13 protein-coding genes are annotated in these 15,124 nt (G+C 65.2%); all 13 read right to left on the reverse strand.

Annotation, left to right across the window (positions count from 1 at the left end):
- Position 1 precedes the first annotated feature (1 nt).
- Entirely contained in the window at positions 2-883 is an 882-nt protein-coding gene (locus AC0GNO_RS10455) for an SDR family oxidoreductase (RefSeq protein WP_008905486.1), read from the reverse strand.
- Positions 884-907: 24 nt separating this feature from the next.
- Entirely contained in the window at positions 908-1,342 is a 435-nt protein-coding gene (locus tag AC0GNO_RS10460; RefSeq protein ID WP_008905485.1) for a PaaI family thioesterase, read from the reverse strand.
- Positions 1,339-1,815, reverse strand: coding sequence for a PaaI family thioesterase (locus AC0GNO_RS10465; RefSeq protein ID WP_008905484.1), 477 nt, complete (start codon positions 1,813-1,815; stop codon positions 1,339-1,341). The genes AC0GNO_RS10460 and AC0GNO_RS10465 overlap by 4 nt, the downstream gene beginning before the upstream one ends.
- Positions 1,812-2,873, reverse strand: coding sequence for an MBL fold metallo-hydrolase (locus AC0GNO_RS10470; protein WP_372661495.1), 1,062 nt, complete (start codon positions 2,871-2,873; stop codon positions 1,812-1,814). The genes AC0GNO_RS10465 and AC0GNO_RS10470 overlap by 4 nt, the downstream gene beginning before the upstream one ends.
- Positions 2,874-2,875: 2 nt before the next feature.
- Entirely contained in the window at positions 2,876-4,021 is a 1,146-nt protein-coding gene (locus AC0GNO_RS10475; RefSeq protein WP_008905482.1) for an acyl-CoA dehydrogenase family protein, read from the reverse strand.
- Complete coding sequence (locus AC0GNO_RS10480; RefSeq protein ID WP_008905481.1) at positions 4,018-6,045, reverse strand: acetyl/propionyl/methylcrotonyl-CoA carboxylase subunit alpha; 2,028 nt, start codon at positions 6,043-6,045, stop codon at positions 4,018-4,020. The genes AC0GNO_RS10475 and AC0GNO_RS10480 overlap by 4 nt, the downstream gene beginning before the upstream one ends.
- A gap of 25 nt (positions 6,046-6,070) precedes the next feature.
- Complete coding sequence (locus tag AC0GNO_RS10485) at positions 6,071-6,868, reverse strand: crotonase/enoyl-CoA hydratase family protein (RefSeq protein WP_008905480.1); 798 nt, start codon at positions 6,866-6,868, stop codon at positions 6,071-6,073.
- Positions 6,869-6,878: 10 nt separating this feature from the next.
- Positions 6,879-8,474: an acyl-CoA carboxylase subunit beta gene (locus AC0GNO_RS10490; RefSeq protein ID WP_085942579.1), complete on the reverse strand. Its 1,596-nt coding sequence runs from the start codon at positions 8,472-8,474 to the stop codon at positions 6,879-6,881.
- Positions 8,475-8,479: 5 nt separating this feature from the next.
- Positions 8,480-9,433: a hydroxymethylglutaryl-CoA lyase gene (locus tag AC0GNO_RS10495; RefSeq protein WP_008905478.1), complete on the reverse strand. Its 954-nt coding sequence runs from the start codon at positions 9,431-9,433 to the stop codon at positions 8,480-8,482.
- An 18-nt stretch (positions 9,434-9,451) separates the two neighbouring features.
- The gene (locus AC0GNO_RS10500; RefSeq protein WP_008905477.1) at positions 9,452-11,449 is read right to left on the reverse strand and encodes an acetyl/propionyl/methylcrotonyl-CoA carboxylase subunit alpha; all 1,998 of its coding nucleotides are present in this window, start codon (positions 11,447-11,449) and stop codon (positions 9,452-9,454) included.
- Positions 11,450-11,515: 66 nt separating this feature from the next.
- Positions 11,516-13,123, reverse strand: a complete 1,608-nt coding sequence (locus tag AC0GNO_RS10505; RefSeq protein ID WP_008905476.1) for a carboxyl transferase domain-containing protein — start codon at positions 13,121-13,123, stop codon at positions 11,516-11,518.
- A gap of 40 nt (positions 13,124-13,163) precedes the next feature.
- Positions 13,164-13,952, reverse strand: coding sequence for an enoyl-CoA hydratase/isomerase family protein (locus AC0GNO_RS10510; RefSeq protein ID WP_008905475.1), 789 nt, complete (start codon positions 13,950-13,952; stop codon positions 13,164-13,166).
- On the reverse strand, positions 13,949-15,115 hold the full coding sequence (locus AC0GNO_RS10515) for an acyl-CoA dehydrogenase family protein (RefSeq protein WP_008905474.1): 1,167 nt from the start codon (positions 15,113-15,115) through the stop codon (positions 13,949-13,951). The genes AC0GNO_RS10510 and AC0GNO_RS10515 overlap by 4 nt, the downstream gene beginning before the upstream one ends.
- Positions 15,116-15,124 lie beyond the last annotated feature (9 nt).

Consider the following 15,124-nt stretch of genomic DNA (forward strand, 5'->3'; position numbering starts at 1 on the left):
GTCATTCATCCTTGGCGCTCAGGCACTTCGGCGGCTTGGCCAGGGCAAAGCCGTTGAAGGGTTTGGAGCGATCCGTCGGCTTCAGCTTCCAGGTCTGACGGGCATTGGGCACACCGCCATCGACGCGGATGAAGGAGCCGGTGATGTAGGCCGCCGCCTCGGACAGCAGGAACACGATGGCCGCCGATACTTCGGCCTCGGTGCCATAGCGCTGCAGCGGCACACTCTTCATCAAAATGCGGAACTTGGCCTGCATCTCGGGTTCGTAGGTGTCAAAGCCGCTGCTGGCCACAAAGCCCGGCGCCACCGCGTTGACGCGCACGCCCGACTCGCCCCATTCGCAGGCCGCCGTTTCGGTGAACGACAGCATGCCGGCGCGCGCGGCGCCGCTGTGTCCCATGGTGGGCATGCCCATCCACATGTCGGCGATGATGTTGACGATGGAGCCGCCGTGCGCCTCCATCCACTGCGTGTAGACCTCGCGGGAGACGAGAAAGCCTCCCGTCAGGTTGCTGCGCACCACCGCCTCCCAGCCCTTGAGGCTGATGTCCTTGACCGGCTGCGGGTACTGGCCGCCGGCGTTGTTGACCAGGCCATCGATCCGGCCGTGCTGCGCAATCACGTCGGCAACCAGGTCCTTGACGCCCGGCTCGTCGCGGATGTCGCAGACATGGATGCTGGCTTTGCCACCCGCCGCTTCGATCTCGGCCTGCACCGCCTGCAGCTTCTCGATCTTGCGGCCCACCAGCGCCACGCTGGCGCCCAGGTTGGACAACTCGTGCGCAGTGCAGCGGCCGATGCCGCTGCCACCGCCGGTGACGATCACCGTCTGACCGGCAAAGAGGCCGGGGCGAAACACGGATTTGTAAACAGATTGGCTCATGGATTTGTCTCCTTCGTAATGAGCTCAGGCACGCAGCATGAAATTGCCGTGGCCAAGGGCGATGGGCTTATCGGGGCTGGATTGCCATGCCTGGATGCGCAGATTCGCCACACGCTGGCCCAGCTTGACCATCACGACGTTGGCATAGGTGTCCTGCGGACGGCCCGAGCGCAGGTAATCAATGTTGAAATCGATGGTCTTGGGCAAGTCCCGGCTGTCCATGTGCCACAGCAGGTAGAACAATCCGGCGCACTCCAGAAACCCCCCGGTGGCTCCGCCATGCAGAGCCGGCAGGATGGGGTTGCCTATCAGTTTTTCCTGGAATGGCAGGACGCAGGTGAACTCCTCGCCCTTGACATCGATGCGCAAGTCCAGAAAACGCGCAAAGGGCACCGCCCGGATCACTTCGCTCCAGTCACCCTGGGCGCGCGCATGGTCAATTTGTTCGGTCCATTTCATCGTGGCACATCCTCGTTGCGCAATACCGGTCGCCCGGAAGTAAACATGTAAATGCCGACGGCGGTGGCAATTGGGTCGTCCGGCGTGTCGTGGTAAGCAGCGCCTCGGACGAACGCCAGTTCTGCAGTCAGCTTGTAGCAAACGGCCCCTCCCAGAATCGCACGCCCGGGCGTGGCGGGCTTGAGGTAGTCGATGCGCAAGTCCAGCGTGGCCATCGGCCGTATCTCTGGCAGCTTGACGAAAATCGCGAATCCGAACGCTGCGTCGAGCAGCGCAGTGATCACGCCGCCATGCAAAACCCTGGTCTGCGGATCGCCCACCAGCGCTTCCTGATACTCGACCTTGAGCACGCACCAGTCGGTTCGCGCTGCGTGCGGCAGGAGGCCCAGTTCGCGGTTATACGGAGACACATGGGCAAACTTCTGCCATCTCTTGGCGATTTCTTCTTCGTTGATGGTGTGTGTTTCTGTCATCTCGACATATCTCCAGACAAGGTGAGGGTGGGCTCTTCGCCGGCCGCCGTCACCGGATACCAGCGGGTCGCGGCTAGCGTTTCTTCATGGCGCACGTAGCCGGAGCGCTCCAGCCACAGCAGGTGCGCCAGGGTTTCGCCCATGGCAAGGTAAGCATGCAGCGGGTCGCTCTGCGCGCCATAAACGGCGTAGCCGAGTTCGGTGGCATTCATGCCCCCCGCGCCCAGGCGCGCCATGAACTTGCGCAACGCTTTTTGATGGTGCGCCACCAGTCCGTGCGCGCGCTTGACCCCGGCGTGGTAGACGTCGTGATGGGCCGGCAGCACGTGCTCGATATCCAGCGCGGCAATTGTGCGCAGGCTGTTCAGATAGCGCGGCAGCGGATCGGTTTCGCCATAGGGCCAGACGCCGATGTTGGGCGTGATGCGTTCGAGCAACTGGTCGCCCGTGAGCAGCAGCTTCAACTTGGGCGCATACAGGCAAATCTGTGCAATGCTGTGACCGCCCAGCACCAGCACCTCGAACACATGCTCGCCGATGCGCAGCGTCTGGCCGGCTTCGAGCGGCTCGACGCGCGCCGGCACGGCGCAGGCCATGTTGCTTTGCAAGACCCCGCCCACCACCTGTTGCGCATCCTCCGGCGCCACCCCATGGCGGCACATGAAGTCGATACAGTAGGCGCGGTCATCGGCGCTGGGCACGTGCGTCTGCCCCGCCACCGTCCGTTCTTCCTCGCGCATCAGGATGGTAGCGCCGGTGCGCTCGTGCAGCCACACTGCCAGCCCGAGGTGGTCGGGGTGGTGGTGCGAGACGATGATGCGCGTCAGGCCGGCCGCTAGTGGTCCCTCCAGGGCGCGCAGCCACAGCGCACGGGCGGCTTCGCAGTCGGCACCCGTGTCGAATAGGCACCAACCCTCGCTTTCGCGAATCAGGTAGATGTTGACGTGGTCGATGCCATAGTCCACCGGCAGCGTGAACATCAGGATGCCGGGCAGGACCTCCTTCAGCGGCAGCTCGACCGGCTCTTCCATGACTGAAGTAGCTTGAGAGGTGCTCATGTTCACAACCGTTTCGCCACTTCTTCGAGCATGACCTCGGTGGCACCGCCACCGATGGCCTGGACACGGGCGTCGCGCACCATGCGCTCGATCGGCGTCTCGCGCATATAGCCAGCGCCACCGTGGAACTGCTGACAGTCATAGACCACGTCGTTGAGCAGCTCGCCGCACAGCGCCTTGACCATCGACACTTCCTTGACGCACTCGCGCCCCTTCGCATCGAGCCAGGCAGCGTGGTAAACCAACTGACGGGCCGCCTCGACCTGCGCTGCCCGCATGGCCAGGCGCTGGCGGATCGCCTGCTTGTCCCACAGCGTGGCGCCGAAGGCCTTGCGCTCGCGCACATAGGCCAGCGTCAGCTCGATCGCACGCGCGGCTTCGCCCATCATCTGCGCACCCAGCACCATGCGCTCGTTCTGGAAATTGCGCATGATCTGGTAGAAGCCCTTGTTCTCTTCGCCCAGCAGATTGGCGGCCGGGATGCGGCAATCTTCGAACACCAGTTCGGCGGTGTCGCTGCACAGCCAGCCGCTTTTCTTTAACGCGCGCCCGACTCGAAGGCCCGGCGTACCCTTCTCGACAATGAAGATCGAGATACCGCGCGAGCCCTTGGCCGTCGGGTCGGTCTTGGCGGCGACGAAGTACACGTCACCATGCACGCCGTTGGTGATGAACATCTTGCTGCCATTGATAACCCAGTGGTCTCCGTCGCGCACCGCGCGGGTGCGGATGCCAGCCACGTCAGAGCCTGCATCGGGCTCAGTGACCGCCACGGCACAGATCTTCTCGCCGCAGATGATGGCGGGCAGGTAGCGCGCGAGCTGCTCTGGCGTGCCAAAGTTGGCCAGGTGCGGCGAGGCCATGTCGGTGTGCACCATCACCGTCACGGCAAAGCCGCCGTACGTGGAACGGCCGAGTTCTTCGGCCAGGATCGCGCTGTACACCGTGTCAAGATTCGAGCCGCCGTATTGCTCGGCGTAACGCACGCCGAGGTAGCCGAGCTCACCCATTTTTCTCAGCACCGCACGCGGCACCATGCCTTCCTCTTCCCAGGGCGCTGCCTGTGGCACCACCTCCTGCTCGACAAAGCGGCGCAGGTTGTCCCGGAACTGCCGGTGTTGCTCGTCAAAATAAATCGGCTCGTTCATTGCCTTTCCTCAGATTCCATTGCTTCCATGATTACCAACACATCGCCACCGCGCACCGCGTCACCGACGCGGCAACGCAACTCGCTGACCCGGCCCGCCGCGGGCGCGCTGAGCGTGTGCACCATCTTCATTGCCTCCATCTGCACCAGCGTGTCGCCCGCGTTCACCGTCATGCCCACACTGATTTGCACCTGCGTCACTAGACCGGGCATGGGCGCGAGCAGGCGATTGCCGCCCCGCTCATCATCGGCGCACGCCGCGCCCTTGAGTGCGCGCTGCCAGCGGTCGAGCCGGCGCCAGGCCCACGTGCCGCCCGGCCCGGCCAGCCACACGCGTTTGCCCTGCGTAGCGTGCTGTTCCAGCGCCAACGTGAAGCGCACCGTCAGGCCGTCGTGCTGCAACGCCAGGGTGTCGCCGGTTAGCGTCGCTCCCAGGTTCAGCTCCAGATCGCCGACGCGCACGCGCCAGCCTTCGCCCAACGGCGACACGCTGGCTTCATGCACGCAGCGCTGCTCGTCTTCGAGCAGCACCTGCGTGCTGCCAGTGCCACTCCCGGCGCCGGACGCGCGCCAGGCCCCGAGCGACTGCCAGGCCGAGCGCCCGGCCGCCGCCTGCTGGGTCAGCACGCCGTGCACGGCGGCAGCGGCGATGGCCAGCCCATCGTCCGCGCGCGGCTGCCAGCCTGCGGGAAAGGCGCGTTCGATGTAGTGTGTGGTGAGTACTTGCGCGAAGTGGTCGTGGCGCAGCAGATCGGCCAGAAAACCGAGGTTGCTGTGCACGCCGAGCAGCACCGTGTTGTCCAATGCCGTGGCGAGCCGCCGTGCGGCGGTCGGCCGGTCGTCGGCATGGGCAATCACCTTGGCCAGCATGGAGTCGTAATAGGGCGTCACCTGACTGCCGCTGCGTACGCCGCTGTCGACCCGGACGCCCTCGCCGCGCGGCTCGCGGTAGTCGATCAGGGCGCCGATCTCGGGCGCAAAACCCGCCGCCGGATTCTCCGCGCAGACTCGCGCCTCGATCGCGCAGCCGCGCTGCGACAGGTCCGGCTGGGCGAAGCCGAGCGGCTCACCAGTGGCCACCCGCAGCTGCCATTCGACCAAATCAATACCGACCGTCAACTCGGTCACTGGGTGCTCGACCTGCAGCCGGGTGTTCATTTCCAGAAAGAAGGTGTCGCCGCTGCGGCTGTCGTGGATGAACTCGATGGTGCCGGTGCTGTCGTAGCCCATGGCGTGCCCGATCGTCAGTGCGTGCGAAAACAGGGCCTCGCGCACTGCGGGAGGCAGGTGCGGCGCGGGCGCTTCCTCAATCACTTTCTGGTGGTTGCGCTGGATCGAACATTCACGCTCGAACAGATGGACCAGATGCCCGTGCTTGTCGCCCAGCAACTGCACTTCGAGGTGGCGTGGCTCGTCGAGGTAGCGTTCCAGCAGCACGCGGTCGTCGCCGAACGAAGCCTTTGCTTCGCGTCGCACGGTATCCAGCGCGGCCGAGAAGTCAGCCGCGCTGCGCACCACCCGCATGCCCTTGCCGCCGCCGCCGGCCGAGGCCTTGATCAGCACCGGGTAGCCGATGCCCCCGGCCGCCGCCTGCAAGACCGCAGAGTCCTGGTCGTCGGCGTGGTAGCCCGGCACCACCGGCACGCCGGCTCCGAGCGCGATGCGCTTGGATTCGATCTTCGAGCCCATGCGCCGGATCGCTTCGCGCGAGGGACCCACAAAAATGAGCCCGACGGCTTCGCAGGCGTCAATCAGGGCCAGGCTTTCCGACAAAAAGCCGTAGCCCGGATGGATGGCCTGCGCACCGGCGGCACGCGCCGCGGCCACGATGGCAGCGGCATCAAGGTAGCTGCGCGCGGCCTCCGGCGCTCCGATGCGCACGGCCGTATCGCACAGGGCCACGTGCAGCGCCTCGCGGTCGGCTTCGGAATAGACCGCCACCGTGCGCAGGCCCATGCGGCGCGCGGTGCGGGCGATGCGGCAGGCGATCTCCCCGCGATTGGCAATCAGGAGGGTGTTAAACATCAGTCGCACGCCTTCATGCCAACACTCAGACCTGCCGCCACATCGGCAGCCGCTTGCCAAAAAAGGCAGCGATGCCGTCGCACCCTTCTTCGGTTTCCCAGGCGTCGGCCAGCTTGTCAGCGGTGTAGATCATGTTGGTGGGCAGATCGTGCGCCTGCACATAGGCCACAAGCTTCTTGGTGGCCGCCACCGCGCCGGGCGCGCACTGCAGCAGGTCGGCGAGTTCGCGTTCAATGGCCGCGTCGAGCTGATCGGCCGCCACCACTTCTGAGAGCAGGCCCAGGCGCTGCGCCTCTGCCGCGCTCATGCGGCGCGCCGTCAGGAAGGTGCGCCGGGCGTTGGCTTCACCCATGCGCGCCACGACGTAGGGCGCGATATTGGCCGGCAGCAGGCCCAGGCGCACCTCAGTCAGCGAGTAGATGCCGGTATCGACCGCGATCGTGATGTCGCAGACCGAGATCATGCCGACTCCGCCGCCATACGCGGGGCCATTGATGCGGCCAATGACGGGCATAGGCAGCTCGTTCAGGGCGCGCAGCATGAGCGCCAGATCGCCGCTTTCGCCCACGCGCTCGGTCCGGCTCTTTTTCATGTTGTCCTGCATCCAGCCCAGGTCACCACCCGCGCAAAAGGTCTTGCCGGTGCCGGTGAGCACCACCGCGCGCACGCCCGGCGCTGCGGCCAGCCAATCGACGGCACGGCGCAGCTCGCTGATCAGGGTGGCGTTGAGCGCGTTATGAGTGTCGGGGCGGTTGAGCGTGAGGCGGGCCACGCCGCGCGCGTCGACGACCAGTTGCAGGGTCTCGTAGGTGGGGGTGTTCATAGAGGTTCTCTTACATGCGGTAAACAGGGGTTGCCGTACTCGGCAACGCACGGCGCGCCGCCAGCGCCAGCGCCAGGCCCAGCACATCGCGCGAGGCCGAGGGTTCGATCAGACCGTCGTCCCACAGCCGGGAGGTGGCGTAATAGGGATCGCTCTGGCGCGCGTACTGCTCGCGTACCCTGCGTTCGATATCCAGCAGCCGCGCCTCATCAGCCGGGCCGCGCAAGTTAGAGCGCGCCAGCTCGACCATCACGTTGCTGGCAATGTCGGCGCTCATCGTGGCAACTCTGGCACTGGGCCAGGCGAACAGGAATTCGGGCTCAAAGCCGCGGCCGCACATGCCGTAGTTGCCGGCGCCATAAGAGCCGCCAACCACCAACGTGAGCTTGGGCACGCGCGCGCAGGCCATGGCATACACCATCTTGGCGCTGTGCTTGGCAATACCGCCACGCTCGGCCTCGGTGCCAACCATGAAGCCGGGGATGTTCTGCAAAAACAGCAGCGGTACTCCGCGCTGGTTGGCCAGTTCGATGAAATGCGCGCCCTTCAGGGCCGACTCGGCCAGCAGCGCGCCGTTGTTGGCGAGGATGGCGACCGGCTGGCCGTGGATCGCGCCAAAGCCGGTCACCAGCGTATCTCCCCACAACGGTTTGAACTCGTGGAAAGCGCTGCCGTCGAGCAGCCGCGCAATGATTTCGCGCGCGTCGTAGGGCTGTTTGGGGTCGACCGGTACGACGCCATCGAGCTCAATCGGGTCGTAACGTGGTGCGCTGGGCGGCAGCGGCGGCACCATGGGCGGCTCGGGCGGCAGGCTGGCGACGATCTGACGGAGCATGGCCAGCGCCTGATGCTCGTCCTCGGCCAGGTGGTCGCTGACACCGGAGACACGGCTGTGCATCTCCGCGCCGCCCAGGGTTTCGCCGTCGACCACTTCGTTGATCGCGATCTTGACGATGGACGGGCCACCCAGATGAATGCGTGCGTTACCGCGCACCATCACCACTTCGTCCGACAGCGCGGGAATGTAGGCGCCGCCCGCGGTGCAGCCGCCGAACACGGCCGAGAGCTGCGGCAGGCCGGCCTGCGACATGCGGCACTGGCGGTGGAAGCTGTTGCCGAAGTAGTCCTTGTCGGGAAACACGCGGTCCTGCTCCGGCAGAAAGGCACCGCCGCAGTCCACCAGGTACAGGCAGGGCAGTCGCAGGCGCTCGGCGATTTCCTGCGCCCGCACGTGTTTCTTGACGGTTTCATGGAAGAACGAGCCGCCCTTGACGGTGGCGTCGTTGGCGATGAACATGCACGGCCGCCCGGCCACCATGCCGACGCCGGTGACGATGCCCGCACCCGGCACCTCGTTGCCATACTGATCCCAGGCCGCCAGCGGCGAGAGTTCCAAGAAGGCGCTGCCGTCATCGACGATGAAGTCGATGCGCTCGCGCACCAGCAGCTTGCCGCGCGCGTGGTGGCGCCCGATGTGCGCATCACGCCCGCCAGTGGCCACCCCGGACAGGCGTGTGCGCAAGGTCTCGACCTGGGTGCGGCCGTGCGCCAGCGCCTGGTGGTAGGAATCGCTGCGGGTGTCGATACGGCTTTCTAGGGATGTCATCTGTGTCATCTTTTCATTGCAGCGAGCGAGCCGCTGTGCATCACATGGCCTGACAGGGAGCGGCCGATGATGCGTTCGGCCAGCCGCGCCGCCTCGATCAGCGCCTCCAGGTCGATCCCGGTCTCGATGCCCAGTTCCTCGCACATGAAGACCATGTCTTCGGTGCAGATATTGCCGGCCGCGCCACCGTGCGTGTGGCCCGCAAACGGACAGCCGCCCAGACCGGCGACCGAACTGTCGAACAGCCGCACGCCCATTTGCAGGGCGGCATAAACGTTGGCACCGCCGACGCCGCGCGTGTCGTGCAGGTGCAGGCCAATCTGCGCCTCCGGTACGATCGCGCGCACCGCGCCGACGCGGCGCTTGATCTCCTCGGGATGGGCCCAGCCCATGGTGTCGGCCAGGTAGACCACCGGCAGCGGCACACGCCGGTCGGCGCAGGCATCGACCAGCCAGCGGACCTGATCGGTCAGGACCGACAGCGGCACGGCACCACCGAGATTGCAGCCAAAGGCCGTGATCACGTAGGCCTTTTCCACCGGAATGCCCAGGGCGATGTAGCGGTCCAGCCAGCCGAGCTGGCGTTCACGCATCTCGGCCACGCTGCAGTTGTTGTTGCGCTGCGAAAACGGCTCGGTGGTGTAGAACATCAGCTTGCCGTCCAGGTCCACCTGTTCGCAGGCGCGCGCACGCTCGAAGCCGTTGTCGTTGAGCCAGAGCGCCGTGTAGCGGGTGCCAGGGCGCTTGGTGATGGCGGCAAACAACTCGGATGCGTCGACCATCTGCGGCACCGCGCGCGGACTGACGAAGGACGCCACCTGGATCTGCTTCAGGCCCGAGGCGCTCAAAGCATCAATCAGCGCGGCGCGATCCGCCAGCGGATAGGTTTTTGGCTCCATCTGGAAGCCCTCGCGCGGGCCTTCCTCATGGAACTCGACGGAGGTAGGTAAGTTGCTCATCGCTGACTTCTCTTTCCATCAGGAGGGGCTGACTTCGGCGAGCACCTGGTGGCGCTCGACCATGTCGCCGACCCGGCAGCGCAGGCTGCTCAAGCTACCTTCGAACGGCGCCGTAACGTGCAGCTCCATCTTCATCGATTCAAGCACGATCACGGTCTGCCCGATAGCGACCATCTCGCCGACCGCCGCTTTGACCGCCACCACCTTGCCCATCATCGGCGCGCCCAGCTGGCCGCTGGCGCCGGCGTCACCGGCGTCCCCTCCCAGATAGGGTTGCGCCATGAACACGCCGCTGCCCAGCGCGCTGGCGAGCTCGACCTGCCGCGCATCGCCCCGGATCGTCAGCTCCAGCGCCCGCCCGCCGCACTGCAACAGGGAGCGCCCGGCCGCGAGCGGCTGCAGCGAGGCGTTCACCTCCTGCTCGCCAATGACCAGAGAGCAGGCGCCCTGAGCGTCGCACCTCGAAAACCGCACCGGCCACTCGGCCGCGCCGGCCTTCAACACCAGGACCGGCTGGGGTGCGGCCTGAATCGGCCCACTGCGCAGGCGCCAGCCTGTGAAACCGTCCCCCAGGGTCCAGCAGCCCAATGCGGGCGACTCGGCACGCCGTTGCGCCAGCCAGTGCAACGCGGCCGCAGCCAGGTGCTCAAGCGGCGGCGGGGCGGGCGCCACCACGCCGCGCTGCGCGTGGCGCTCGTCGATCAGGCGGGTGTGAAAGGTGGCATCGCGGGTCTCTGGCCATTCCAGCAGTTCATGCAGGAATTCCAGGTTGGTGACCAGGCCGATCACCGTGCTTTCGCGCAATCCGGCCACCAGCGCCCGGCGCGCCGACTCGCGGTCAGGCCCGTGCGCGATGAGCTTGGCGATCATCGAGTCGTAGTGCGGCGAGATCTCGTCGCCACTGTCCACCCCGGACTCGATGCGCACGCCAGCGCGCGAAAAATCGACCACCTGCAGCCGCCCGGTGGCCGGTAAAAAGCCCGCATCGGCGTCTTCCGCGCACAGCCGGGCCTCAAAGGCGTGACCGATGCAGCGCACGTCGGCCTGCGTCAGGGGCAAGGTACCGGTGTCGGCAATGCGCAGTTGCAGTTCGACCAGATCGAGGCCTGTGACTTCTTCGGTCACCGGGTGCTCGACTTGCAGCCGCGGATTGACTTCCAGGAAGTAATGTTCCTCGCCCGTGACGACAAACTCCACCGTGCCCAGGCCGCGGTAGTTCACGCCAGAAGCCAGCTTGACCGCGTCGGCCAGGATGGCTTCTCGCAGGCGCGGGCTGAGACCGCTGGACGGCGCTTCTTCGATCACTTTTTGATGGCGCCGCTGCAAGGTGCACTCGCGCTCGAACAGGTGGATGGCGTGGCCCTGGCCATCACCGGCTACCTGCACCTCCAGGTGGCGCACCTGCGGCAGGTAGCGCTCGACGATCAGTTCGCCGTTGCCGAAGGCTTTTTCGGCCTCACGCATGGCACTCTCGATGCGCGACTCCAGCCCCTCCAGCGTCTCGACCACCGCCATGCCACGGCCACCGCCACCAGCCACGGCCTTGAGCAGCACGGGCAGCTTCATACCGCGCACCAGATTCAACACCTCGGCTGGGTCGGTCATGCCGCTTTCGCTGCCGGGAATGACCGGCACGCCGAGGCAGGCTGCCTCGCGCTTGGCACTGGCTTTGCCGCCGACGCGCTCGATGGTGTCGGCCCGGGGTCCAATGAAGGTCAAGCCAGCCGCATCCAGTGCGCGCACAAAGGCCGGATTTTCCGAGACAAAACCATAGCCCGGATGAACGGCGTCGGCGCCCACACGCCGGGCCGCCGCGATGATGGCATCGATGTTCAGATAACTCTCGCTGGGCGCTGCACCCCCGAGTTCGACCGATTCACCGATCTCACGCACATGGCGGGCAAACCGGTCGGCACTGGAGTGCACGGTGGCCACTTCCAGGCCGAGCTTGCGGCAGGTGCGGGCAATGCGGCAGGCGATCTCGCCGCGGTTAGCAATGAGGACTTTCTTAAGCATGCCCAACTCCTGCGGCGAAGTGGGTCATCAAGACGGTGTGGATGCGTTGCATGGCTGGCGTCCTGGTTAAAAACGGAAGACACCGAACGGCGTCGGTTTGGCGGCAGTACGGGATGCGAGGTCGAGCAGCAGTCCCATGGCGTCGCGTGTCTCCACCGGATCGATGATGCCGTCCACCCACAAATTCGAGGAGAAGTTCGCAGCAGGCTGGAAGTCTTCGTAAATCTTGCGTACCGGCGCCTTGAACGCCTCTTCTTCCTCGGGCGTCCACTCTTTTCCCTCGGTCTTGTTGATCTGTTTGCGCACCAGTGCCATCACCGTGGCGGCCTGATCCGGACCCATGATGGCCGCGCGGCCGGTCGGCCAAGCAAACATCGCGGTCGGGTTGAACGGGCGGCCACACATCGCAAGGTAACCTGCACCGTAAGAGGCGCCCATGATGATGGTGTACTTGGGCACGTTGGCCGAGGCCATCGCCGTGATCATCTTGGCCCCGGCTTTGGCAATGCCAGCCTGCTCGGCGGCGCGCCCGACCATGAAGCCGGTCACGTCGGCCATGAACAGCAGAGGGATGTCTCGCTGGCAGCACAGATCGATGAAGTGCGCCGCCTTCATCGCGCTTTCCGGGAACAGCACGCCCTGGTTGGCCAGGATGCCAACCTCGTGGCCATGGATGCGAGCAAAGCCGGTCAGCAGGGTGTCGCCGTACATCGGCTTGAATTCCTGGAATCGGCTGTCATCGACGAAACGCGCCAGAATCTCGCGCGTGTCGGTCGGGATTTTGGTGTCGCGGCTGATGATGCCGTAAATCTCGCGCGGATCGAAGCGCGGAGGCACCGACGGCTGACGCGTCCAGCGTGGCTTGGGCTGCTCACCCAAGTCCCGTACGATTTCACGCGTGATGGCCAGCGCGTGGCGGTCATCTTCGGCAATGTGATCGGTGACGCCGCTGACGCTGCAATGCATCTTGGCACCGCCCAGCGACTCGGCATCCACCGTCTCGCCGGTGGCGGCAAAGGTCAGCTCGGGGCCGCCGAGGTACATATAGCCCTGCTCCTTGACAATCACCGCCTCGTCGCACAGCGCCGGGATGTAGGCGCCACCCGCCGTGCAAGGCCCCATCACCACGGCAATCTGCTGGATGCCTTCGGCCGACATGCGGACCTGGTTGTTGAAAATGCTGCCGAACTGCCCCACGTCGGGAAAAATGTTGGCCATCTCCGGCAGGAAGGCGCCACCGCTGTCCACCAGCGTGATGCAGGGCAAGCGGTGTGCCCAAGCAATTTGCTGCGCCCGCACATGCTTCTTGCAGGTCATGCCGTAGTAGGTGCCACCCTTCACGGTGGCGTCGTTGGCAATGATCATGCACGGACGGCCCTGCACCAGACCGATGCCGGTGATGATGCTGGCACCCGGCGGCACGCCGTCGTACATGCCCTCGCCGGCAAGCATGCCGACCTCTAGGAAAGGCGAACCTGGATCGAGCAGCACTTCGACGCGATGGCGCGGCAGGATCTTGTTGCGCGCCAGGTGTTTTTCCCGAGCTTTCGGGGGGCCACCGGCCAGCGCCAGTTGGCGACGGCTTTGCAGGTCCGCAATCACGGCCTGGTAGGCTTTTTGGTTGAGCCGAAATTCGTCGTCGGAAGTCGATATGCGGGAGGAAAGGATGGTCATATGTGATTGCGCCTATTCGCGAGACAAAGCATTCAGCCGCTCAGGCCTTGAACACCGGTGTACGGCGTGCCTCGAAGGCCGCCAGACCTTCGCTGACGTCGTCATCGAGCAGAGCCGCGCTGGCCAGGTCTTCCTCAAGCTGGAGACCGACCTCCGACGAACCCTCCATGCCTTGCCGTGCCAAACGTTTCATGGTGGCCATGCCGATGCGGCTGCGCGTGGCGATCTTGCTGCAATACGCCAGCGCCGCTTCACCCAACTGCTCAGGCTCGACCACATAGTTCACCAGCCCCCACTGCTCGGCGGTGGCGGCATCGATCCAGCGCGCCGAAAAGAACAGGTCCAGGCCACGGCGCAGACCCGCAATGCGTGGCATGCGCTGGCTGCCGCCCCAGCCGGGAATCAGGCCGAACTGGGCATGCTGGTCGCCAAAGCGCGCGTCCTTGGCCGCAAAGATGATGTCGCAGGCCAGCATCAGTTCGCTGCCACCGGCCAGGGTCAGACCCTGGCAGGCCGCCACCACCGGCAAATCGCTGCGTTCCAGGCGCTTGAGCACGCTGTGACCATAGCTGATGAAGTGCTTGAGCCTGGCTGGATCGCCACGCAGCGACTTCACCTCATCCAGATCGGCGCCGGTGCAGAAGTGCTTGCCTTGCGCCCGGATCAGAATGGCGCGCACACCGGAGTCGAATTTCTCGAACCCGTCGATGGCGGCCTCGATGGCCGCATGAACGGACATCGACAGGCAATTGAATTTTTCGGGGCGGGCTAACTCGATAATTCCAACTGCGCCGGCACGGCTGATCTCCACTGGGGATGTCTGAATCATTTCTTGCTCTCCTTGGCGTACTGCACGGCGGCGCGTCCCACGCGCTCGCGGGCAACGATCAGCTTCATGATTTGCGCCGTTCCGTCGCCGATTTCCAGGCCCATCACGTCGCGCAGGCGCTGCTGGTGAGGCAGGTCCATCGACCAGCCATAGTGCCCAAAGGTCAGCAGGCACTGGTGAATCGCGTCAAAAGCGGTCTTGGGGCCCATCCACTTGACCATGGCCGCTTCCGCGGTGTGCGGCTGACCGGCATCGCGCAGGGCCAGGCCGTGGTAGCAGAGCTGGCGGCAAGCGGCGATCAGGGTCTCGAACTCGACAAGGGGAAAGCTCACGCCCTGGTACTGCGCCAGCGGCGCGCCAAAGGTCTGGCGTTCCTTCACGTATTCCCAGGCTTCGTCGATCGAGGCCTGCGCGGCGGCCACGCACTGCAGCGCGATCAGGATGCGGCTGAAGTCAAAGCCCTGCATCACCTGCGTGAAGCCTTTGCCCTCCTCGCCCAGCCGGTTCTCGACCGGCACCCGCACATCGTCGAAAAACACCGAACCACGGCCGATGATCTTGCTACCAACATCATTGAAGCGCGTGCGTTGCACGCCGGGCTGATTCAGATCGACCAGGAAGGCGCTGATGCCTCGTGCGACATCCTCGGGCTTGCCGGTGCGTGCGAACAACACCATGGCATCGGCCTGGTCGGCAAAAGTGATGGAGGTTTTCTCGCCGGAAAGCACGTACTCGTCGCCCACGCGACGCGCCTTGAGTTGCAGATTGGCGGCATCCGAGCCGCCCCGTGGTTCGGTCAGACCCAGCGCGACGATGGCCTCGCCCGCCACGATCCGGCTGTTCCAGGTGCGCGCCAGCTCGGGGGACGCATTGGCATGGATGATGGCGCCCATCAGCGAACTGAGCAGCTGCATGTAGCTGACGTTGAAGTCACCATAGGCAATTTCCTCGGTGATCATGCCGGCCGTGACGCCACTGAGGCCCAAGCCGCCATATTCCTCGGGCAGATCAACACCGATCAGACCGAGCGAACCCATTTCCTTGAACAAGGCCCGGTCGATGCCAGGTTGCGATTCGCGCTTCTGGTAATCGGGCCTGAGCTTCTCTCGTGCAAAGCGGCGCGCCACGTCACGCAGCGCCATCTGGTCGTCGTCGAACATCATGGGAAATCT

It is taken from the genome of Hydrogenophaga sp. L310 (assembly GCF_055703065.1).

Excerpts from the sequence above, each read along its gene's own strand:
- AC0GNO_RS10455 (WP_008905486.1), bottom strand. The coding sequence starts at position 883 with ATGAGCCAATCTGTTTACAAATCCGTGTTTCGCCCCGGCCTCTTTGCC.
- AC0GNO_RS10460 (WP_008905485.1), bottom strand. The coding sequence starts at position 1,342 with ATGAAATGGACCGAACAAATTGACCATGCGCGCGCCCAGGGTGACTGG.
- AC0GNO_RS10465 (WP_008905484.1), bottom strand. The coding sequence starts at position 1,815 with ATGACAGAAACACACACCATCAACGAAGAAGAAATCGCCAAGAGATGG.
- AC0GNO_RS10470 (WP_372661495.1), bottom strand. The coding sequence starts at position 2,873 with ATGAGCACCTCTCAAGCTACTTCAGTCATGGAAGAGCCGGTCGAGCTG.
- AC0GNO_RS10475 (WP_008905482.1), bottom strand. The coding sequence starts at position 4,021 with ATGAACGAGCCGATTTATTTTGACGAGCAACACCGGCAGTTCCGGGAC.
- AC0GNO_RS10480 (WP_008905481.1), bottom strand. The coding sequence starts at position 6,045 with ATGTTTAACACCCTCCTGATTGCCAATCGCGGGGAGATCGCCTGCCGC.
- AC0GNO_RS10485 (WP_008905480.1), bottom strand. The coding sequence starts at position 6,868 with ATGAACACCCCCACCTACGAGACCCTGCAACTGGTCGTCGACGCGCGC.
- AC0GNO_RS10490 (WP_085942579.1), bottom strand. The coding sequence starts at position 8,474 with ATGACATCCCTAGAAAGCCGTATCGACACCCGCAGCGATTCCTACCAC.
- AC0GNO_RS10495 (WP_008905478.1), bottom strand. The coding sequence starts at position 9,433 with ATGAGCAACTTACCTACCTCCGTCGAGTTCCATGAGGAAGGCCCGCGC.
- AC0GNO_RS10500 (WP_008905477.1), bottom strand. The coding sequence starts at position 11,449 with ATGCTTAAGAAAGTCCTCATTGCTAACCGCGGCGAGATCGCCTGCCGC.
- AC0GNO_RS10505 (WP_008905476.1), bottom strand. The coding sequence starts at position 13,123 with ATGACCATCCTTTCCTCCCGCATATCGACTTCCGACGACGAATTTCGG.
- AC0GNO_RS10510 (WP_008905475.1), bottom strand. The coding sequence starts at position 13,952 with ATGATTCAGACATCCCCAGTGGAGATCAGCCGTGCCGGCGCAGTTGGA.
- AC0GNO_RS10515 (WP_008905474.1), bottom strand. The coding sequence starts at position 15,115 with ATGATGTTCGACGACGACCAGATGGCGCTGCGTGACGTGGCGCGCCGC.